We start from the raw sequence: 20,832 nt of genomic DNA, 5'->3' as shown, positions 1-20,832 counted from the left end.
AATGTCAGAGATTAACTATGATGGCGTTGAACAGATACCGCTACGTCGGTTTACTGAAGACGCCTATTTAAACTATTCAATGTACGTCATTATGGACCGTGCATTGCCTTACATTGGTGACGGACTAAAACCAGTACAACGCCGTATTATTTATGCAATGTCGGAGCTGGGCTTATCAGCTGCGGCAAAATATAAGAAATCAGCTCGTACCGTAGGTGACGTGTTGGGTAAATACCACCCACATGGTGACTCTGCGTGTTATGAAGCGATGGTGTTGATGGCTCAGCCATTCTCATACCGTTATCCATTAGTGGATGGTCAGGGTAACTGGGGTGCTCCAGATGATCCTAAATCATTTGCGGCGATGCGTTATACCGAAGCTAAGTTGTCTAAGTTTGCGGAAGTATTACTTGGTGAGTTAGGTCAAGGTACAGTCGAGTGGCAGCCTAACTTTGATGGCACGATGAAAGAGCCAAAAATGTTGCCAGCGCGCTTACCGCATATTTTGTTAAATGGTGTGACTGGTATCGCTGTTGGTATGGCGACCGATATCCCGCCGCACAATGTGCGTGAAGTGGCAAATGCTGCAGTTCATCTTTTGGATAACCCTAAATCTGAATTAAGTGATTTGATGGAATATGTGCAAGGTCCGGATTACCCGACTGAAGCCGAAATCATTTCACCTAAAAGCGATTTGAATAAGATATATACCACCGGTCGTGGCAGCGTTAAGATGCGCGCGGTGTGGCATAAAGAAGAGTCAGATATTGTAATCACCGCATTACCTCATCAAGTTTCTGGTTCAAAATTGATTGAGCAAATCGCTAATCAAATGCGTGCGAAAAAGCTACCGATGATTGATGATTTACGTGATGAATCCGATCATGAAAATCCTACTCGCATTGTGTTAGTGCCAAAATCAAACCGTGTAAACTGCGATGTGGTGATGAATCACCTATTTGCCTCTACTGATTTGGAAAAAAGCTATCGTGTTAACTTGAATATGATTGGTCTTGATGGCCGACCTCAAGTAAAAGGCATGGTACAAATTCTTACTGAATGGTTGGAATATCGTCGTACGACCGTTCGTTCTCGTTTGCAGCATCGTCTCGATAAAGTACTTGCTCGCCTGCATATCTTAGAAGGTTTGTTGGTCGCTTACTTAAATATTGATGAAGTGATTGAGATCATCCGTAGTGAAGATGAGCCTAAGCCAGTATTGATGGCTCGTTTTGGCATTACGGATATTCAGGCTGATGCCATTTTAGATACGAAATTGCGTCACTTAGCGAAATTAGAAGAATTTAAAATTCGCGCTGAGCAAGAAGAACTAGAGAAAGAACGTGAAAAACTAGAGCAGATCCTAGGTTCTGAGCGTCGTTTAAACACTTTGATCAAGAAAGAGATCAAAGCTGATGCCGAAAAATATGGCGACGATCGCCGTTCTCCACTAGTGGAACGAGAAGAAGCAAAAGCGCTTACAGAGCGTGATTTATTGCCAAGTGAAGCCATTACCGTTGTATTGTCTGAAAAAGGCTGGATTCGTCATGCGAAAGGGCATGAGGTTGACTGTGAGGCGATGAACTATAAGTCTGGTGATAAGTATTTAGCGCACGCTTGTGGTAAGAGTAACTTGCCGGCTGTTTTCTTAGGCAGTGATGGACGTAGTTATTCGTTAGAATCTCACACCTTGCCATCTGCTCGTGGGCAAGGTGAGCCAATAACCGGTCGACTAAATATTTCAGAAGGTTCTTCTATTCGCCAAGTGATTATGGGCGAAGAAAATCAATTATGGTTAGTAGGTTCTGATGCTGGTTACGGTTTTGTCTGTAAAGGGGCTGATCTACTGTCGAAAAACCGTAGTGGTAAGGCACTAGTGAATCTACCTGAAAATGCTGAAATCATGGAACCACAGGTGATTAACGATCTCGATCAAGATGAAATCTTAGCGATTACCGATCAAGGCCGTATGTTACTGTTCCCAATTAAAGATTTACCGCATTTAAGTAAGGGTAAAGGGAATAAGATTATTAATATTCCTGCAGCGAAGGCAAAATCTCGTGAAGAAGTTGTTTCCCAACTTGTCGTTCTGCCGCAAGGTGCTTCAGTGACCCTATATGCAGGTAAACGTAAACTCGGGTTGAAACCGGCTGATCTCGATAATTATCGTGGAGAGCGTGGTCGTCGTGGTGGACTATTACCTCGTGGTTTACAGCGCGTATCCAGTCTGGAAATTAATACTGCGAATAGCTCAGAAGAAGAGTAAATCTTATTTTGTTGAGACTAAAGCGGAGCGATTAAGCTCCGCTTTTTTATTGGTTACTTTTTATTTTGCTTACGATCTTCAGTCGGGGCTAGGTAGCTTTTAGACATCATTCTAATTTGCACCATTTGTTGACCAAAGCGCCGGCAGGCTTTACACATCGCTGTATGCATATGCAATGTGATCTTTTCCTTAGTCGTTAAAGGGCGGTCTTGTTTTTCCGATAGTAAGCGGGTCGCTTGTTTACAGTTCATCATCATTATGACTCCTTACTAAACCAACGGATTTCTAAGCATTCTCGTAAACGAATTCTTGCTCGATAAAGGGTGACGTTTAAATGATTGCCGGATATTGCCTCATTACTGCAAATTTCGTCACTGTCTAATTCTAGAAATTCTCGCATCATGAAGAGACGACTGTAATTTTCAGGCATCATGCGCAAACAAGTATCGAATATACGCCAAAAATGGTCGTTCTCCATATATTGTTCAGGTTCTTGCCATTGAACCGGACGTTCTGCTTTTTGCCAATGACCGTTATCACTAAAGAGTTTTTCTAATAACTCGTCGCCATGGAGACCTTTCCCTTCCGCGAGATCTTCAGCTGCGGTAAAGCGTCTTTCTTTACGTAAAATATCGATGAGCTTATTTTTTAAGATGGCAAATACCCAAGTTTTAAGTGCTGCTTTACGTGAGAATTTTTCTCGATGTTGAAATGCTGCAAACATGGCTTCTTGAACGGCATCTTCAGCTAATTGAGTGTCTTTGATTTGCAATATAGCAAAACGTAACATTTGTTCTCGTAGCTGTTCATACTCGGCACCAGCAAAGTGGCTGAGAGGATCGGATGTAGAATGAATTGAATAGGGCTCGGATGCGTTCAAAATGATCTTCCTCTGCTTAAGGTCTTTATGAGTTTAGACGAAAGCAGAGGAAGATTAGTGACAGTTAAGATGATAAATAAGTGAAATACTCACTAAGGGGGAGCGTTATACAGAAAGTGTCTTGTTATTGATTTTCTGTCCAGCCTTCTGAATCCGACATATCTGGTGCACCTGGGATGGATTTTTGTTCATCAGCCCATTCACCAAAATCGATCATTTGGCACTGTTTGCTACAGAATGGTCGATAAGGACTTTTTTCACTCCATTCAACCTCGGTTCCACATTGTGGGCATTTCACCACGGTTGGTTTCTTTGACATGGGTATTTCCTGTGTAATCTTGTTTAGTGTGGGTTTAGCTGCAAACCGCTAACTGAAAAGCAACATCTTGAGTGCTAGCTTGGCCAGATTTAAATTCAATGAATTTTATGGCAAAGCGATTTTTGTGACCAGAAATCATTGGATAAACACCGTATTCCATAGGAATAGATAATCGAATGATATTAGCGTCTACAGCGTCACCTTGATAAAAACCAGCTTGAGCCATTTTGTCGCGGTAGTTGCCCGTTTCTCTGGTCAGTCTTAACCATAAGTGTAAGGCGTCAGAAAGAGGCTTTAATGTACTCATCCACTCGCTAGCATCATTCACTTTATGTTCAAAAGAAAGATGCAGCCAGTAGTGCAGTGCCGGTAGGTCGAAACAGCATGAGCCTCCAGGCAGGTTAAAACGTTGGCGTATTGCACTGAGAAAGCGGTCATCTTTAAGTGATTGACCAAAGCGTTCAGCATTCATCAAGCTACGATGCACTCCATCCACCTCTTGAAGTAGGGTGAGTAACATATCTTGATCGACACCTTCAACATTTAACCAGCTACGATAGGTTTGACGTTGTTTTTCAATGTCTTTAGCTAGCTCACTTTTTAACTGAATTTGCTCAAAGATTTCGAGTAAATCAAACAGCGAACGGAAGAACAACTGATGCTGAATGGCATCGCGAAATTGCGATGATTGAAGCATCTGATTAAGCAGAGCCTCTACACGTAGATAGATACGTGTTTTTTCATTCAGTGGATGTTCAAACTTGTGTGTTGTCATCGAGCGAGCCTTTGTGTCTTTGGACTTATTGTCACCGATTTACCTTACTAAGTGCTAGGTACTTTTGGTGCAATTCTGTGATTTGTGGCAAAAGTTGATCGTTTCCTAAATTATTGTTTATTACATCATCAGCGCAGGCTAAACGTTCATCTCGACTCGCTTGCGCTGCGAGAATTGATCTAGCTTGATGTTCATCGACATTGTCTCGTTGCATGGTTCGTCGCAGTTGAACTGCTTCTGGAACATCAACCACTAATATACGATTGGCCATTGAACCAAGGTTATTTTCGACCAACAGCGGAACAACAAGTAGCGCATAAGGTGAGGTAACTTGAGCCAATTCAACGAGCATTTGTTGCCGAATCATGGGATGCAATAGCTTATTAAGCCATTCTTTTTCATCTGTATTTAGAAAAATCTTTTCTCTCAATTTGGCCCGGTTCAGTTCGTATTGCTCTGTTAAAATTGCTTCACCAAAATGGTCGACGATTGCTTTAAGGCCAGGCGTACCTGGTGCAACGACTTCTCGTGCTACAATATCAGCATCAACAATATCAATTGCAAAATGTTGGTGAAAAATGTTGGCAACGGTTGTTTTTCCACTTGCAATACCGCCAGTCAAACCAATGATAAAAGACATATTACCAACCTAAAAATGAACTCAAATACCAAACAATTATATCCTGTCCCCATAATACACTGATCCATCCGGCTATCGCGAGGTATGGGCCAAAAGGAAAGGCCTTATCTAATCCTTTACGTTGCATTCTCAGTTGTATGACACCAAATATCACCCCAACTACCGAGGACAGTAATACGATGACCGGAAGCTGTTGCCATCCCAACCAGGCTCCTAACGCAGCGAGTAGTTTAAAGTCTCCGTATCCCATTCCTTCTTTACCGGTAAGTAACTTAAACCCCCAGAACAAAGACCAAAGAATAAGATATCCTGCAATAGCGCCGATGACAGCATCTTGTAATGAAACAGAAGACCAACCAAGTAGAGCGAAGACAAGACCAGCCCACATCAGCGGTATCGTTAGTTGATCGGGGAGTAATAAAGTATCGAGATCGATAAACGTGGCTGCGATAAGTACATAAGTGAAAAAGAGCAGCCCAATACTATAAGGTGTCGGTCCAAAATGTGTTGCAACTATATAGCTTAACCCTGCCGTAAGGAGTTCGACACATGGGTAGCGAATTGAAATTGGAGCATGGCAGTGATGGCACTTACCGCGTAGATATAACCAGCTGATCACTGGGATATTATCGATGATACGTAATTGAGTATGACAGTGAGGGCAAGTTGAACGAGGTGTACTTAGGCTTAAGTGTCCTTCCGGTGGTGCTATCTTGTATTCGGGAAAGCTATCCGCACATTCTTGGCGCCATTCTCGCTCCATAATCACGGGTAGCCGATAGATAACGACGTTCAGAAAACTGCCAATAATCAGCCCCAATAGAGTGGCAAAGAAGACAAAAAGCCAAGGATAATAATAAAAAATGTCCATTAAAGTCCGGAGAACTGATTACAAGTCGATAAAGTTATTTTAACTCAATACTCCCGCTAAGTTAAACACAGGCAAATACATAGCGAGGACTAAACCACCAATCATCAAGCCCAAAAAGAGAATCATGGTGGGTTCGATGAGTTTTTCTATAGTATCGAGCTGATTTTTTACTTCTTGTTCATATATAGCGGCAATTCGGCTGAACATCTCATCAAGGCATCCTGTTTCCTCCCCAACCATTATTAGTTGTTTCATGGTTTCCGGAAACTCGGGTTGCATTGCGATAGCCTGATGAATCGATTCACCATCGGCGATTCTTTGTGTAATGGTTGGAATCAAACTGGCTAGATAACAGTTGCCGATGCTGTGAGTAGAGATTGTAAACGTTGTCATAATGGACACACCGGCTTTTAAGCTGGTGGCGCAGGTATAGCAGAAGCGAGCAAATGCAGCACGAGAATAGAGCTTGCCTAAAATTGGGATGCGTAATGTCCAGTAACTCACACGCATTTTTATTCGTGGGGAATGTACATAGCTGTAGGTGGCGATACTTCCACTTAATAGGGTGAAGATTATTAGTAGCCAACTGTATTTTTGCACGTTATGAGAAAGTGACATTACCTGCTGTGTTAGCCAGGGGAGCGAGGCTTGAAAACTGTTAAATAGTTCTGAAAATTGAGGAATGACCATAACCAACATAATGTAAGTGACGATGATGGAGACGACGACCACTAACATTGGATAGAGACTAGCGCGGACAATCTTTTTCTTAAATTGCTCTCTTTGTTGTTGGTAGTGGCAAATACGTTCAAACATAGCACTGAGCTGTCCATGCTGTTCGGCTGAGCGAATGAGACTGATGTAGACCGGGTCAAAATGAAGTGGGTATTTTTCTAGGCTATCCGCTAACGTGTAGCCTTGGCCTATATCCGTCTGAATCGTACTAATCAGTGAACGCATTTGTGCTTTACGATGACGTAATCGGATCAACTGCAGTGCTTGTCCAAGTGGAATGCCACTGTCGAGTAATGTGGCAATTTGTCTCGTCATCAAAGCAATATCTTTAGGTGTGGCACTCTCTTTCCAGCGAGTCAGTAAGGAGGTTGCATGGGCTTCTAGAGTGAGTAATTGAATGCCTTGTTGTTGTAGATAGCTTGCAACTTCGTTCTCGTGCTGAGCTAAGTAACGTCCGTGATGATGTTGCCCTTGACGATCGACCCCTCGCCAATGAAATTGCCATAATGAGGCAGTCGCTGTGATCATAGTAATGATTCTTGCATAGCTAATACTCTTCGACACTCAGCGATGGATGAAATACCTTGAATGACTAACGCTGCCGCACTAGATTTGAGCGTCATTATTCCTTGAGTTGTTGCCTGCTGTTCTAACTGTTGTTGTGAGGCATTGATGAGCAGTAAAGATTGAATTTCTGGAGAAACTGGAAGTAGTTCATAGATGCCTATACGTCCTTGATAACCCATATGGCATTTAGAGCATCCTTGTGAGTTAGCAGTAAATATGGCAATGGATGGTTCAATATTTAACCACTGGCTTTCCGTTGGTGTCGGCGCATGTGGCTGTTTACATTCAGGACAGAGCTTTCTTATCAACCGTTGAGCAATAATCAGAGTTAAAGAGGCACTGATATGGTAATTCTCAATACCGATATGGTGAAGCCGAATTAATGTTTCAACGGCGGAATTGGTATGTAGGGTAGAAAGAACTAAGTGACCAGTTTGGGCTGCTTTGATTGCGATTCGAGCGGTTTCGGTATCACGAATTTCTCCCACCATCAGCACATCAGGATCTTGGCGTAATAAAGCGCGTAGAACTTGTGTGAAGTTAAGTTCAATCGCTGGGTTAACTGCAACTTGGTTAATGTTATCTAAGGTGATCTCAATCGGATCTTCAACGGTGGAGATATTTAAAGTATGGCGATCAAGTGAGTTTAATCCAGTGTACAGTGTCTGTGTTTTGCCACTTCCCGTAGGGCCGGTGACTAAGATAAAACCTTGAGGGTTTTGCAGGGCGTTAAAATAAATTTGTTGCTGTTCAGCTGTCATTCCCAGAAGCGATAATGAAAGCTGCTGTTGCTCGGTCGCCAGCAGCCTTATGACAACTTTTTCGCCCCATTGGGTCGGTAGGGTTGATAGTCTTAAATCTAATGCCTTTTTATCGGGTAATGTGAATAAGATCCGCCCATCTTGTGGACGACGACGCTCCGCTATATCCATGTGAGCCATGATTTTTAACCGTGCTACAAAGCGACGATGGAGCTTAATGGGTAACGAAAGATGTTCACTTAGCAAACCATCGCGACGAAAACGAATCCTATAGTGGTGTTGATGCGGTTCAAAATGGATATCGGAAGCATGTTGTTCAAACGCCGTGATGAGCAGTTCATCAATGGATTGAGCGATGGGAGAGCTTGTTCCTGCGGCTTCTTCTTGTTCTGGAGATTCAGTTTCTTCCATTAAATACAGTAAGCGCTGTTCTTGAATGGTGTTGCTTGAATCTGTTGAGGAGGGAACATATTGCTTAAGTAATGCTTTTAGCTGGTGATGATCGGCAACCTGTAGCTGGATTTGTTTGCCTGTTGCTAACTGACATTCTTGTTGTAGCTGCTCTTGAGTCGGGTCGGAAACGGCCATGATGATGTGAGATACCGATTGCTCAATCGGTATAATTTGGTAATGACGAAGTAAAGACATAGGAAGGGCAATTTCATCGATAATCGGCGCAATATAACTCAGTTCAACGATAGGCAATTTGAGTTGGTGACTGAGAAATTGTTGAATGACTTTACTGGTTAAAAACTGTGACTGAAGTAAAGCGTCGATGGCTGAAATATTTTTGTTTTTCGTAACTTGTAGTGCATGTTTCGCTTGCTCTACGGTGAGCAACTGATGGTGTGAAAGTAACGGAATTAAATGACTCATTAGCGGCAGCTCACTGGTGTTAATGCAGGATCAATATCATTGGGTAGTGATAACTGGCATTGCCATCCGGTGACCTCATCACGATTAAGATGTGCGACTGCTCCTGCAGGAGAGACATAATGGAACGAAAGAGTGCCATCATTTTCAATACTGAGGGTGCCAAGTTTTGAGCTGTCTTTGCTGATACCTAAGTAAGTTAAATCGGTTCCAGTGACTAAATGAGCATGCTCTTGTAAATAGAGTTCTGCCGGGGTGATGAGGTTACGTAGTACGGTAATTCCTGCGGTTAACTGACTTTTCGTTACATAATTACGGTAAGCAGGAATCGCAATGGCTGATAATGTGGCAATGATAGCGACGACGATCATTAGCTCGATCAAGCTGAATCCTTTTGATTTTTGATTGGGCATGACCATTGCTCCTCATGTTTACTCGAACGGGTAAATTAAGAAGATCGTGAGTGGCTGCCTAGGTAAATACCAATAAATTGCGATTCAGCTAAGGTTATTAAAACTAGCGTTACAACAATTGAAGTAGAATGATTGGGGTGGGTCGAAAAGTGGATAAGAATGAAATAGGCCACTAAGTATAGTGACCTAAGTGATCACCGTGATCAGATAAAGCGCATTGAAAGATCCATAGCGCGAATGTGTTTTGTTAGTGCTCCGACCGAAATATAATCAACGCCCGTTTCGGCATACTCTCTTAATGTTTCAATGGTGATGTTGCCTGAGTTTTCTAATGCTACACGGCCTGAATTGATTCTGACGGCTTCACGCATCATTTCAAGGGTGAAGTTATCTAACATGACAATATCAGCGCCGGCTTCGATAGCAGCAGTGAGCTCTTTTAATGTCTCGGTTTCTATTTCTACCGGTTTCCCCGGATTCAATTGCTTCGCTGTTTGAATGGCTTGCTCAATTCCACCACATGCCATAATGTGATTTTCTTTGATCAAATAGGCATCAAACACCCCAACTCTATGGTTAAAACCACCCCCACAAGCGACGGCATATTTCAGAGCACTACGCAGTCCTGGAATCGTTTTACGAGTATCTAGTAAGCGGCAGTTAGTGCCTTCTAATTCTTTTACATATCTTGCAGTTTCGGTGGCACAGCCTGATAGAGTCTGAATAAAATTCATGGCATTGCGCTCACCTGTTAACAGTGCTCGGGATGGTCCTGAGAGAACACATAGAGTTTGATTGGCCTGTACGCGGTCACCATCTTGCACGTGCCATTCTATCGAAACTTCACCACCTAATTGTTTGAAAACTTCATCTGCCCATAATTGCCCACAAAAAACGCCATCTTCTCGAGTTATGATCGTCGCTTGATTACGCATTTCGGCTGGAATCAAACTTGCGGTGATGTCATTAGCTAAAGCAATGTCTCCACCGAGATCTTCGCGCAATGCATCACTAACGGTGCGAACGACGTCGTCAGTTAAATGTTGTTTCAAGTAGTCTAATCGTTGTTCACTGTTATGTGCTTTTTTCATGACAAATTCGTTAGTTATGGGTTTGAAGAATAAATCATACGGTTAATGTGGTGCAAATCCAGCCATAATTCTCGCTTTTGTTTGATTGAACAGTAAAATCGAGAAAGAAATAATGAGAAGAGAGGGGATGATGATTAATCAATCTGGTTGGTGGAGTCATGCGCGTCAGGTGCCTTCGCCATTTTATGATCAACGAGATGCTCAAACGCCTATTTCTTTATTGGTTGTACACAATATTAGCCTGCCACCAGGTCAATTTGGTGGGCCTTATATCGAACAGTTTTTTACAGGGCAGTTAGATCCTAATGAGCACCCATTTTTTCAAGTTATTCATAACATGGGGGTTTCAGCACATTGCTTGATTCGTCGTGATGGTGAAGTCGTGCAGTTTGTGCCATTTTCTGCGCGGGCATGGCATGCTGGGCAATCTTCTTTTGCAGGGGTTGATCTTTGTAATGATTACTCAATTGGTATTGAGCTAGAAGGGACGGACTTGGTGGCTTATACCGATGAACAATATCAAGCCTTGGCAGAACTGACGCGTGAGATTATGCAGCAGTATCCAGCGATTACATTACCGAGGATCACCGGGCATCAATATATCGCACCTGCACGTAAAACGGATCCGGGGTTGTCATTTGATTGGCGTCGTTATCGCAGTTTATTAACGTCGAGACAGGGAGAGTAAACCGTGATGGAGCAAGCTCTCATCACGGATAGTACTGGAGCGGTTTAGAGCGCGTCTTGATATTCAGTTAGGATCTGTTCAATCCATGTCGCGATGCGTTCGTCACTTAATTCATATTGTGAGTCTTCATCAAGGGCGAGGCCCACAAATTGGGTGCCGTCAGCCGTTAATGCTTTTGATGCGTCAAATTCGTAGCCCTGATTCGGCCAGTAACCGAGTAGGTTTGCTCCGACTTTTTTCACTTCATCATGTAACAGTCCCATCGCGTCTAGGAACCACTCTCCGTAACCCTCTTGGTCGCCTAGACCAAAAAGTGCAACGTATTTACCAGTAAGATCAACGCCACTAATTTGGTCCCAAATGTCATTCCAATCTTCTTGGATTTCGCCAAAGTCCCAAGTGGAAATACCTAAGATTAAAAAATCATAGTCATTCATTAATGTGAGAGGGCTTTCTTTAACGTTGTAGATATCCACTAGGTCTTCACCTAAGATAGCCCGCATTTTCTCTGCTGCCATCTCGGTGTAACAGGTAGTCGATCCATAAAATAGGCCGATTTTCATGATTGAGTCTTCTTGGTTTATCTTTGATGGCGGGAATTCTAACCATAAATTGAAGACAGGGAAATTGATTCTAGGATAAAACTTTATAATTGAGTCAACCTATAAAAATGCAAAAAACGTGGCATGCTTTCCTATCTGTAAGCCTTCTTCTGGTGGTTTTTATAGAGAATTCTTACACTACGTTATGCAATTAGTAACTGTAAAAAATCGAGGCCGAAGTGACAGACGCTTTTTCACCTGACCAAGGGCTGGTCGAACAATTTTTAGATGCTATGTGGATGGAAAGAGGATTATCAGAAAACACTCTTTCATCTTATCGTAATGATTTAACCAAGTTATTAACGTGGATGTCTAATAACAACTATCGACTTGATTTTATAAGTTTAAATGGTTTGCAAGAGTTTCAATCTTGGCTAGTGGATTGTGGTTATAAACAAACTTCACGTGCGAGGATGTTGTCTGCTATTCGTCGTTTATTTCAATACTTACACCGGGAAAAAATGCGCGCCGATGACCCAAGCGCTCTATTAGTGAGCCCTAAACTTCCCAAGCGTTTACCTAAAGATCTGAGTGAATCTCAAGTTGACTCTTTACTTGAAGCGCCAGACCCCAATGACCCGTTAGAATTGCGTGATAAAGCCATGTTGGAGTTACTTTACGCAACAGGACTCCGTGTTACTGAATTGGTGTCTTTAACAATGGAAAATATCAGCTTAAGGCAAGGGGTTGTGCGTGTTATTGGTAAAGGTGGTAAAGAGCGTTTAGTGCCAATGGGTGAAAACGCAGTGGAATGGATCGACAAATTCATTCATAGTGGTAGGGCAATTTTGCTGGGTGAACAGACTTCTGATGTGGTGTTCCCTAGCCGCCGAGCAAAACAGATGACGCGTCAAACGTTCTGGCATCGAATTAAGCATTATGCAGTGATTGCGGGTATTGATGTGGAAAAATTGTCTCCGCACGTGTTGCGTCACGCATTTGCGACGCATTTATTGAACTATGGGGCGGATTTGCGCGTCGTACAAATGTTGTTGGGACACAGTGATTTGTCGACCACTCAGATTTATACTCATGTTGCCACCGAGCGACTTAAACAACTTCATCATGAGCACCATCCAAGGGCTTGATAACAAGGTGATATTAATGAATTTATTACGTAGGATTCTCTTTTTAACGCTACCGATTCTGGCCCTAACCAGTTATGTACCTACAACGATGGCCGCTTCTACCGCATCAGAATCAGGAGTATTAAAGCATACCCAAATTGATGTGAATTTGTTTAAAGAACATTTTGCTAAACTCGGTTTACAAGTCAGTGAAGTTATTCCTTCTGACATCGATGGCCTAGTTGAAGTACACACCAATGGCGGGGTACTTTTTTCCACACCAGATGCCAGCCAATTTATTGCTGGCAAATTGTATGGGTTAGATAATAATGGCCAATATGTGGATGTGTTAGCTAAACGCCAAGCGCCAATAAATGCTAAAAAAATTGCCCAATATCGCGGTGACATGATTGAGTATAAAGCTCCGCATGAAAAATACGCAGTAACCGTGTTCACTGATATTACTTGCGGCTACTGTGCAAAATTACATAGCCAAATGAAAGAATATAATGACGCGGGGATTACCGTTCGTTATCTTGCTTTCCCTCGTCAGGGGCCACAAGGGCAGGTTGCGACACAAATGGCAGCAATCTGGTGTTCTAAAGATCCCGCTGAGTCGATGAATATCGCGAAAAGCGAGCATAAGTTACCGCCTAAACCAGACAATCTACAGGTATGTGAGAAGAAGGTCGCGGAGCATTATCAGCTTGGTCGTGAGTTAGGCGTAAACGGTACACCGTCTATTTTCTTACCCAATGGTGAAATGGTTGGTGGGTACCTTCCTCCGCAGCAGCTACTTGCTCGTTTAAAACAAATTTAAGTATGAATGAGTTTAGGACTTGCTACGGTAAGGCCTATAAATATTATGATAGAAATACAAAAAAACACCCTTAACATAAAGTTAGATGAAAAAGTTAGGAATCCCTTTACACACAAGGGTTACACAAAAAATATCTAACTTTCCCCTCTAAAATCTAACTTTTTGCATTTATCTTATTAATAAACGGAAAAAATTAGATCAGTTTCTTTTGTAACTCTGTTTAACAGTTTATCTAAGTTTTTGCCATTGGGAAGTCATTCTGAGAATATCAGGTTCTGTTGCTTCCTAGATAACTAATTAGATGGTCACCACACCTAAATTAGCACTTCATGGGTTACCAATGGTATTACAAAATATCTATTCTAGTGACCAAATTAACTATGCAACTATACTGGTGCAGATAAAAGCAAGACAGGTGATAACAGGAGACATAGGGGGCTATATCTCCTGTTCAAACATTTATTTTCTTCGTTTTTTCAGGTTAGTAAAGTACTCATCCAGGTCTGCTACATCTTTTTCCAATTCATCAATATCTGGAAATGCACCAGCGACTTCCTCTGCCATATCATGTCCGTGCATATATGTACTGCACTTGCTCATAGCAGTATTAATGGTTTCAACATCTAGGTCAGTAATATCAGTTAGGTATCTGCAACTCTGGGTTTTTACTTCCCTATTGAAACGCTCAACAACACCACGAATCAGCCATTCTTCGACAAGCCTTTCCCAAGTTTCTCGCATTTTCCCATAGATAAAGCCTGCTTGATGCTGATAGTCTTCTATGGATACGTTGGCTGCTTTTCTAGCTCTGACTAACCTATCTTTGAGAAAACCTATTCTGCTTTGTGTTTTTAAAGCGTCCCAAGGTGGAGCATCGAGAGGAATACCTGTAACACTCTTATTTCTAGTAACCGCTCTAATAGTTACATCGTCAGCAGTCTCTTGAATCATTTTCATGAAAGGTAAGTCATGAGTAAATACGATTACTTGTCTTGATTTTGCTTCCTCAACGATTCTTGTTGCGAATCTCAGCCTCCATATGTGATCAAGAGAATTTACGGGATCATCAAAGATGATTGCAGACTTTCTGCTATCGGTAGCTAACTCCGCAAAGAAGCTCGCTAAAGATATACACTTTTGCTCTCCTTCACTTGCAATATCGATAATGTTTGTATTGTTATCTGAAAGCTGAATACTGAAGTTTTGGTTCCCTTTAACACCTTTCGTGAGAGCATTAATTTTGAAGTGGTTAAAACCTAATTTTTCTAGCTCACTATTGAAAAACTCTTGCATCCGTCCTATCGAACCAGAGCTACATATCTCGTTATTTAACCTCGTGATAGCAGTTGTAGAAGTGGATCGCTTAACCTTATCATAGGCGTCTCTTTGCTTAGCTTTCGCAATTTCAGCTTTAATTTGCTCTTTGACCGCTAAGATTTTCTCTTTGTCTTCAATCTCAAAGATTCTCTGCTGTTTAACCTTAATTGCAGCAGCTTTTGCTTCGTCATTCAGTACAGCTTTCTCTGCTTCCTCCAATTTAGTTATGTAGGAGTTTAACCGTGTAAGCGCTACTGAATTTATTTCCTCTTGTTTAAATACAGGGGTGTCTTGTAACAAGCTATCAGACCTAGTTTTAAGTGTTAGAATCAGCGTATCAAACTGCGTACCTAACTCTGCATCCTTCTCTTTGATTTCATTGAGAATGGCGTCATATGGAATAGTAGAAAAACTTAAGTCCTTAATTTTCTTAAGTTCTGTATTCCAATTTTTCAATGCAGCATCTGCTTCTTTTTGCAACTCACTGCGAAGGTAAGTATCGAAAGAAGCTAATCGAGATGCTGTTGTATTATCAATTTCCTGTAGGCATGTTGGGCAGTGGTCACCTTCCTGTAGTGGAAATGTCTTATTTTGTTCTGCATTTTCAATGAATAGTTTGGCCGCGTTCCACATCGTAAGCCATTGTTCGGAACCTATATTCGATACTGGTAATTGAGAAAATGTTACAGAACTTAACTCAGCCGCAGCTAACTTGGTTTGTTCTTTTTTGCTGTATACAGCCTTATACTGTTCCACCGACTTTAGATTTAGTGTATCTACTAGATTTTGTAAGAACTTTTGAAGCGGCACAGCCCGAAGTCTTCTTTTTTGATATCGGTCTTTAAGTGTTTGAGGAGAATTATTAGTCAGTTCAATAACTTCTTTTCTCAATTCTTGTAATTCAGACAGTTCTTTTTGAGTAGCACACAATAAATCTACGTTCTCAGGTTTTAACTGTGAGCTTATGACTAGTTTGCTTGGTGTTGTTCCTATATTCATTTGCGGAAGAACATGGATGGGTATACAAGAGGTCTCTTCCTTTTTCGCCTTATCCGCGATGAAGCTACTCACTTTGAGCAACTCATCTAATAGCTTCAAAGCCGCTGGTTTGAAGTCCAAAGTATCAGTTTTAGACAGATAGTGAATTGATGATTGTGAGTCAAATACTCGAATAGATTTAAGACGAGGGTCTGGCTCCAATTGATTGTTCCATATCACCAATTCTGGTTTACCATTTGACTCTATTTGAATTTCTGCCGATGGTATTCCAATTTTGGCAGCGAAGACGTTATGTTTTAGAGCAGGAGCTTCCCCCCTTGTTAAGCAGGCATTCTTCAATATCTTGGCATAACTCGACTTCCCAGCTCCGTTGTTACCATAAATAACAGTTAACCCTTTCGGTGAAAACTCGATTTTTTTCTCCGCAGCAAGTGTTGATATGTTTAAAGCATTACCAACAGAAATAAGTTTGTTTTCTTCAGTTTCTGCATGATATCCAGTTGCTTTAGCTTGCTGAGTTAATATTTCGTAATCTGGACTTTTGTCTTCTAAACCAAACTCCATCTTTGCAAGTATGTAAGCAGTTTCGAGTTCTTGATGTGATAGTTCGCCTAAAACCAATGCTTGGTTTAGAGTGTACCTCCACCAATCAGGCTTTCCTTTACTGTTTATTAGGTCACAGATTTTTGTTGCAATTGGCATAGATACTTCCTTCGCTGATGTGAATATCCATGATATTGCATATTATTAATGAAAAACTGATTATAGCTCAAATCCTCATAATCCAACTGAGAACGCCTTCGACACATTGACTCCTCATAATCAAGTATTAGCTATGACAAGTTTCGGGGCACATTCGTGCCAGCCAAGATCAAACTGTCACGTCTCTGAATAGATTCATTTAAGCTGGCTGTCCCATCAGTACGGAGCTGAAAAGATGAGTGTTATATTTTTCAGCAAATTATATTGGATAGTGTTCTTCTTCATATGCTTAAACAAAAGAAGCTAGTTGTTTAATATCATTAATTTCGGGCGTACTGGGCAAAGGCGTATTCATCTAACTGCTTGTTGTAAAAGTACTAACTTCGGATTAATTTAAGTCAACATCCATAAAATTAAGGATTTAGTATGAAGGTTTACCTTGATGATGAACGGTCAACTCCGAAAGGATGGCATCGGGTTTACTGGCCTGAAGAAGCTATCGCCTTGCTACAGCAAGGAAAGGTGACTGAAGTCAGCCTAGATCATGATCTAGGAGATGATGCTCATGGTACTGGCTATGATGTGGTTTTGTGGATTGAAGAGGCGGTTGCAACACAAGGTTTTCAACCACCGGTTATACGGGTTCATAGCGCTAATTCATCAGCAAGACAGAAAATGGAATCTGGAATATCTAATATCAAACGGTTAAGTATGTTGGGTTGAATCTCGAGAGAAAAATACAAGCCATTTTCGTTTATCTATATGATTTGAATTATGTATATAGCTGAGTTTACATAAAAAACTGCTGCAACTTTCACCCCAAACGATACCAGCTGTATTTTGTATGTATCAGCAATCGTTTGCTCAACTTCTTGCAGTTCAATCTCTGTGCGCTTTTCTTGATATAACAAAATGCCATCAAGTACCTTTTTAGCGGTTCCTGATTTCCACTGTTCGTACAACTTTAGTCTTTCAAGAGAAGGGAAATCATCAACGTTATTTCTGCTTTTGATAGAAGCAGCTATCTGGTCTATAGTGTGTCTCTTTTTCAAAAGCATCGGTATTGCCCCAGTCAGTTAATTAATAGTCCGCTGATTCCAAGCCGCGTATTTTAGAAATCAGTTCATTAGTAACGCCCTTTCCAAGCTCTGAACGTAAGTAACGATCCGGATAATGTTGTAATAGCTCTTCAGAGCCGACATCACCACAGACGTACCATTGGGCGTTTAGACTGTGAGCATGGGCTAACATCTGACGGACTGAATTGTTGTCGTCCATATGCGTTCTGAAGGGCAATTCAGTCTCAGGGGCTAATTCATCGCCAGTAAACACACCATGTTCAATAAGATATTCTCGGTCGTAGCAGCTCCCCAAAGGGTAAAGTAATAGCCCTGATTCTAACGCTGCATCTCTTAGATTGCCGATAGCTTGAGAATCCGGTTCTACCATTTCTAAAAGTGTCTTTGTTCGAGTATTAAACCATTCTTTATACTTGGTATGTACACTTGCATTACGGTGAAAATATTCATTCGAATAGAACAAACTAAGCATGTCGAAATATAAAATCTTCATTGATACCCTCTAATTCACATCAGGCATAGTTGAAGTGGTGCTTCATGAAAAAATCCAGATAACACCCTCTTTCCAATGCTCTTTCTTCAATTTGCTGCCATAACATTGGTAAATAGGTTTTAAGAACCTCCGCATCCGATTGGTGGTATTCATCCACACAGTCTCCAGTTGCGGCTTTTAGCCACTCTGCGGGGGTTAAAATAGTGAGTCCTGGATGAAAATACTCAGGAATCGATGCGCGTATTGATTTTTCGCTACCGCTAGCAACATAAATCGTTACGCCTTCACCCGTCGCATAATAATGGCTAACACCAATGTAGAACATATCAACTCCTTAGAAGCATATTGCTTGATGAAATATCATCGCCGATTATAAAAACGCTGAAACTACACGTTCACGAAATCGTCCCAACCAAATTTCATCAAAAATATCGTCAGCCCCACGACCTGATGAGATAGATTTGGATTGAATTCCCCAATCTAACTGGCTATATCCTTTGATAATTTTTGCGGGCACAGATTCAACTTCACCGCATTGATTTGTTGCTTGTAACTCTGGGATATACTCTTCTTTACCAATTTTGGCAAAGAGACAGGTTTCAGGAATGTCATGCTCTATACGCTCCGCATATTCAATTAAATTCTGCTCTGCAAACGTATAAAGCCAGGCTTGCTGATTTGGACTATCGTTGACTCGCAATATCCGGCCAAGCACTTGTCTAAAGTAAAGTTCTGTTTTTACAGCGCTAATATGACAACACACTTGTAGACGGGGAATATCAGTACCTTCGCTTATCATACCGACACTCACAATCCATTGGGTCGTTCCTGTTTGATAAGCCTTAATTTCAGATTGAGGATCATCATGATGGTAGGTTACTAACGTTGCTGACTGACCAAATTTTTCAGTCAATATTTTTTGTACTTGTTTTGCATGTTTCACCGATGACGCAACAACAAGACCTCCTGCATTAAAAGACTCTTTCCGGATTTCATTAAGTTTCTGGCATCCTAAGCCGAGGACATACTCCATTGCTTGAGTATTATGAATTACATCCTGATACGACGTCTTTGATTGCTTAAGGAGCTCAAGAATAGAAGCAAATGATTTTTTCTCAGAACCTTCTAAAATCGTCAAATGTTCATTATCAACCAAAACTAATTTCGGCTTACGGCAGACATTGTCTGCTATAGCTTGGGCTAAACCATACTAATAATCACAAAATAGCTTGCCTTCCGGATCACTATATTCAGCCAAAACAATCGGAAATTTATCTGAACGCCAGGGTGTTCCCGACAGAGCTAACGTATAGGTAGCAACACCTTGTATACGAGCCAATATTTGTTGTCCCCAAATGTTGGCTCTGTCTAGCTCATCACCGGAACAATGGTGAATCTCATCAAACACGACAAGAACTCTATATTTTTCAATGGTTCGCCAAAAGTCATCGCCTAAATACTGGATTGACTGATAAGTAAGTGACTGACCTATTGAGCCTAGACTTCCGTTAAATGGACAATTGATGATTATCGAAAACGTAGCCCTCATGCCATCAGCTACAGCAACAGAAGGTGAAAAGCAAAGAATGAGATCAATCATCCCCTTATCGAGTAATGTCTTAGCCAGTGTGGCTGACATGATGCTTTTACCAGCTCCTGGTGTCGCCTGACAGAAGAAATGGTTAGAACCAGATTCGTATTTTTCCAACGCTTGAGCAACACATTCTGCTTGCCATTTCCTTAACATACTATGCTCTCTCATGTGACAACGAATTCAACATATTCGTAATTGCATTAATGTTGCCCATAAACAAAGCTGCTTTTTCGTTAGCGGCAACGTTCAGACGTTCAAGAAGCTGAAATTGTTCGGGATATTGTTCTTTTAACGTTTTGTACTTATCTATCTCACCCAAAGTAACTTCCAGTTCTCCCTTTAATCTGTTGCGCTCAACCGTTAATTCTGAGTAATCGTTACTATCTTGATTTGTAACTGGTACTGTTGGGCGACTCTTTCTTACACGTGATTTAGGTTTCCGAGGCTCAAAAGAGAGTGAGTTAAACTCGTCCGTTTTGAAGTATCGTTTTTCTCTACCAGAACCTTCACAGCGCAACCATCTGCTTTCTATGCACTTTAATAATTGTCGATAACAATCTACGAAGTTCATTGATGTCTTTAGGGCTTTCGGGGAACAAACGGGCAACATCCCGAGCCTCAACAACGGAAAACCCATCCATCCTTTTTCTATCAACAACTTATAAATATATGCGTTTATCTTTTGAGAACGTTTCATTTACTACTCGAACAATACAAAAACTAAGTATTGCTTAGTATACATAAATAAGTAAAACTAAGACAATCTTAGTATTGATGAGTAAAACAAGTATGAAACATAAGTGTCAACAGACAACCCAATCCCAAAGCGTCTCAAAGAAGCCCGTAAGAAAATGAAGATCTCCCAAAAGAACTGGGGATTAGTATCGGTATGGAATCTGGTACAGCGAGTGGCGCGAATGAACCAATATGAAAAGGGAGTGCACACTCCTGATGTTCGGACACTCAAACTGCTGGCTAAAGAGCTAGGAGTTCCTTTGAACTATTTTTTTTGTGAGGATGACTCAACTGCCGAGATAGCAACTGCGATTTTCAAAATTATCCGAAGAGCAAGAAATCAAGTAATTGAATTCATTAACAGTCTTCAAGAAAGAGATAAATAAATCTGAAGATAACCATTATGAATTGGTGCAATTGCGTGTTTTAGTAGGCTGAATATTTCTATAGTTTTACACCGTCCCATCAGCATAAAACTGGACAGAAATAAGTTAGAAAATTTTGTCTTTAAAAATTATCTAACAAAATTGCGCCTCCCCATTATG

The 20,832-nt window shown here is 41.3% G+C and carries 22 protein-coding genes and 1 pseudogene; 6 read left to right on the top strand and 17 right to left on the bottom strand.

Going from position 1 to position 20,832, the window contains the following annotated elements; genetic code table 11:
* The first annotated feature begins 1 nt into the window (after position 1).
* The gene (gene parC, locus I1A42_RS13980; RefSeq protein ID WP_161153834.1) at positions 2–2,266 is read left to right on the top strand and encodes a DNA topoisomerase IV subunit A; all 2,265 of its coding nucleotides are present in this window, start codon (positions 2–4) and stop codon (positions 2,264–2,266) included.
* A 53-nt stretch (positions 2,267–2,319) separates the two neighbouring features.
* Here the strand turns inward: parC and I1A42_RS13975 are convergent, their stop codons facing one another.
* The 10 genes from I1A42_RS13975 to nadC all read right to left on the bottom strand — a co-directional run bounded on the left by I1A42_RS13975 (position 2,320) and on the right by nadC (position 10,191).
* On the bottom strand, positions 2,320–2,523 hold the full coding sequence (locus tag I1A42_RS13975; RefSeq protein WP_202436337.1) for a zf-HC2 domain-containing protein: 204 nt from the start codon (positions 2,521–2,523) through the stop codon (positions 2,320–2,322).
* Positions 2,523–3,146 carry a sigma-70 family RNA polymerase sigma factor gene (locus I1A42_RS13970; protein WP_202436338.1) on the bottom strand — a complete coding sequence of 208 codons (624 nt, stop codon included), beginning with the start codon at positions 3,144–3,146 and terminating at the stop codon, positions 2,523–2,525. Before I1A42_RS13970 ends, I1A42_RS13975 begins: the two co-directional genes overlap by 1 nt.
* A 124-nt stretch (positions 3,147–3,270) precedes the next feature.
* A complete protein-coding gene (yacG, locus tag I1A42_RS13965) occupies positions 3,271–3,465 on the bottom strand; it encodes a DNA gyrase inhibitor YacG (RefSeq protein ID WP_161153835.1) in 195 nt (64 codons plus the stop codon).
* A gap of 34 nt (positions 3,466–3,499) precedes the next feature.
* Positions 3,500–4,240, bottom strand: coding sequence for a cell division protein ZapD (gene zapD / locus I1A42_RS13960; RefSeq protein WP_196123856.1), 741 nt, complete (start codon positions 4,238–4,240; stop codon positions 3,500–3,502).
* A gap of 31 nt (positions 4,241–4,271) precedes the next feature.
* Positions 4,272–4,880, bottom strand: coding sequence for a dephospho-CoA kinase (gene coaE, locus I1A42_RS13955; protein WP_196123855.1), 609 nt, complete (start codon positions 4,878–4,880; stop codon positions 4,272–4,274).
* Position 4,881: 1 nt separating this feature from the next.
* Positions 4,882–5,751 carry a prepilin peptidase gene (locus I1A42_RS13950; protein ID WP_196123854.1) on the bottom strand — a complete coding sequence of 290 codons (870 nt, stop codon included), beginning with the start codon at positions 5,749–5,751 and terminating at the stop codon, positions 4,882–4,884.
* Positions 5,752–5,790: 39 nt separating this feature from the next.
* Entirely contained in the window at positions 5,791–7,014 is a 1,224-nt protein-coding gene (locus tag I1A42_RS13945) for a type II secretion system F family protein (protein ID WP_196123853.1), read from the bottom strand.
* Positions 7,011–8,690 (bottom strand): GspE/PulE family protein, encoded by a 1,680-nt coding sequence (locus I1A42_RS13940; RefSeq protein WP_196123852.1) that lies wholly within the window; start codon positions 8,688–8,690, stop codon positions 7,011–7,013. Before I1A42_RS13940 ends, I1A42_RS13945 begins: the two co-directional genes overlap by 4 nt.
* The gene (locus tag I1A42_RS24765; protein ID WP_196123851.1) at positions 8,690–9,100 is read right to left on the bottom strand and encodes a pilin; all 411 of its coding nucleotides are present in this window, start codon (positions 9,098–9,100) and stop codon (positions 8,690–8,692) included. The genes I1A42_RS13940 and I1A42_RS24765 overlap by 1 nt, the downstream gene beginning before the upstream one ends.
* 203 nt (positions 9,101–9,303) lie before the next feature.
* Positions 9,304–10,191: a carboxylating nicotinate-nucleotide diphosphorylase gene (nadC, locus tag I1A42_RS13930; protein ID WP_196123850.1), complete on the bottom strand. Its 888-nt coding sequence runs from the start codon at positions 10,189–10,191 to the stop codon at positions 9,304–9,306.
* A gap of 130 nt (positions 10,192–10,321) precedes the next feature.
* Between nadC and ampD the strand changes: the two genes are divergently transcribed.
* Complete coding sequence (gene ampD, locus I1A42_RS13925; protein ID WP_196124074.1) at positions 10,322–10,879, top strand: 1,6-anhydro-N-acetylmuramyl-L-alanine amidase AmpD; 558 nt, start codon at positions 10,322–10,324, stop codon at positions 10,877–10,879.
* A gap of 44 nt (positions 10,880–10,923) precedes the next feature.
* Here the strand turns inward: ampD and fldB are convergent, their stop codons facing one another.
* Positions 10,924–11,442, bottom strand: a complete 519-nt coding sequence (gene fldB, locus I1A42_RS13920) for a flavodoxin FldB (RefSeq protein WP_161153843.1) — start codon at positions 11,440–11,442, stop codon at positions 10,924–10,926.
* 218 nt (positions 11,443–11,660) lie between these two features.
* On the opposite strand from fldB, the gene xerD reads away from it, so the two are divergent.
* Positions 11,661–12,569 carry a site-specific tyrosine recombinase XerD gene (xerD, locus tag I1A42_RS13915; protein ID WP_161153844.1) on the top strand — a complete coding sequence of 303 codons (909 nt, stop codon included), beginning with the start codon at positions 11,661–11,663 and terminating at the stop codon, positions 12,567–12,569.
* Complete coding sequence (dsbC, locus tag I1A42_RS13910) at positions 12,514–13,368, top strand: bifunctional protein-disulfide isomerase/oxidoreductase DsbC (RefSeq protein WP_408063534.1); 855 nt, start codon at positions 12,514–12,516, stop codon at positions 13,366–13,368. Before xerD ends, dsbC begins: the two co-directional genes overlap by 56 nt.
* Before the next feature lie 459 nt (positions 13,369–13,827).
* On the opposite strand, the gene I1A42_RS13905 is transcribed toward dsbC, so the two are convergent.
* A complete protein-coding gene (locus tag I1A42_RS13905; protein ID WP_196122498.1) occupies positions 13,828–16,386 on the bottom strand; it encodes an AAA family ATPase in 2,559 nt (852 codons plus the stop codon).
* A gap of 426 nt (positions 16,387–16,812) precedes the next feature.
* Here I1A42_RS13905 and I1A42_RS13900 point away from each other — a divergent pair, with 426 nt between their 5' ends.
* Entirely contained in the window at positions 16,813–17,109 is a 297-nt protein-coding gene (locus I1A42_RS13900; protein WP_196122495.1) for a cyclic-phosphate processing receiver domain-containing protein, read from the top strand.
* A 35-nt stretch (positions 17,110–17,144) separates the two neighbouring features.
* On the opposite strand, the gene I1A42_RS13895 is transcribed toward I1A42_RS13900, so the two are convergent.
* From I1A42_RS13895 to I1A42_RS13875, 5 genes and pseudogenes are all read right to left on the bottom strand, one after another.
* The gene (locus I1A42_RS13895) at positions 17,145–17,444 is read right to left on the bottom strand and encodes a hypothetical protein (RefSeq protein ID WP_196122493.1); all 300 of its coding nucleotides are present in this window, start codon (positions 17,442–17,444) and stop codon (positions 17,145–17,147) included.
* Between the two features lie 22 nt (positions 17,445–17,466).
* Complete coding sequence (locus I1A42_RS13890; protein ID WP_196122491.1) at positions 17,467–17,958, bottom strand: hypothetical protein; 492 nt, start codon at positions 17,956–17,958, stop codon at positions 17,467–17,469.
* 19 nt (positions 17,959–17,977) lie between these two features.
* Positions 17,978–18,283 (bottom strand): hypothetical protein, encoded by a 306-nt coding sequence (locus tag I1A42_RS13885; RefSeq protein ID WP_196122489.1) that lies wholly within the window; start codon positions 18,281–18,283, stop codon positions 17,978–17,980.
* Between the two features lie 45 nt (positions 18,284–18,328).
* A pseudogene (locus tag I1A42_RS13880) lies at positions 18,329–19,705 on the bottom strand (DEAD/DEAH box helicase).
* A gap of 1 nt (position 19,706) precedes the next feature.
* Positions 19,707–20,249, bottom strand: a complete 543-nt coding sequence (locus I1A42_RS13875) for a hypothetical protein (RefSeq protein ID WP_196123849.1) — start codon at positions 20,247–20,249, stop codon at positions 19,707–19,709.
* Between the two features lie 103 nt (positions 20,250–20,352).
* On the opposite strand from I1A42_RS13875, the gene I1A42_RS13870 reads away from it, so the two are divergent.
* Positions 20,353–20,673, top strand: a complete 321-nt coding sequence (locus I1A42_RS13870; RefSeq protein WP_196123848.1) for a helix-turn-helix domain-containing protein — start codon at positions 20,353–20,355, stop codon at positions 20,671–20,673.
* Positions 20,674–20,832 lie beyond the last annotated feature (159 nt).

Source organism: Vibrio nitrifigilis (assembly GCF_015686695.1).
Classification (GTDB): domain Bacteria; phylum Pseudomonadota; class Gammaproteobacteria; order Enterobacterales; family Vibrionaceae; genus Vibrio; species Vibrio nitrifigilis.
This window is presented reverse-complemented; position numbering and strand designations above follow the sequence as displayed.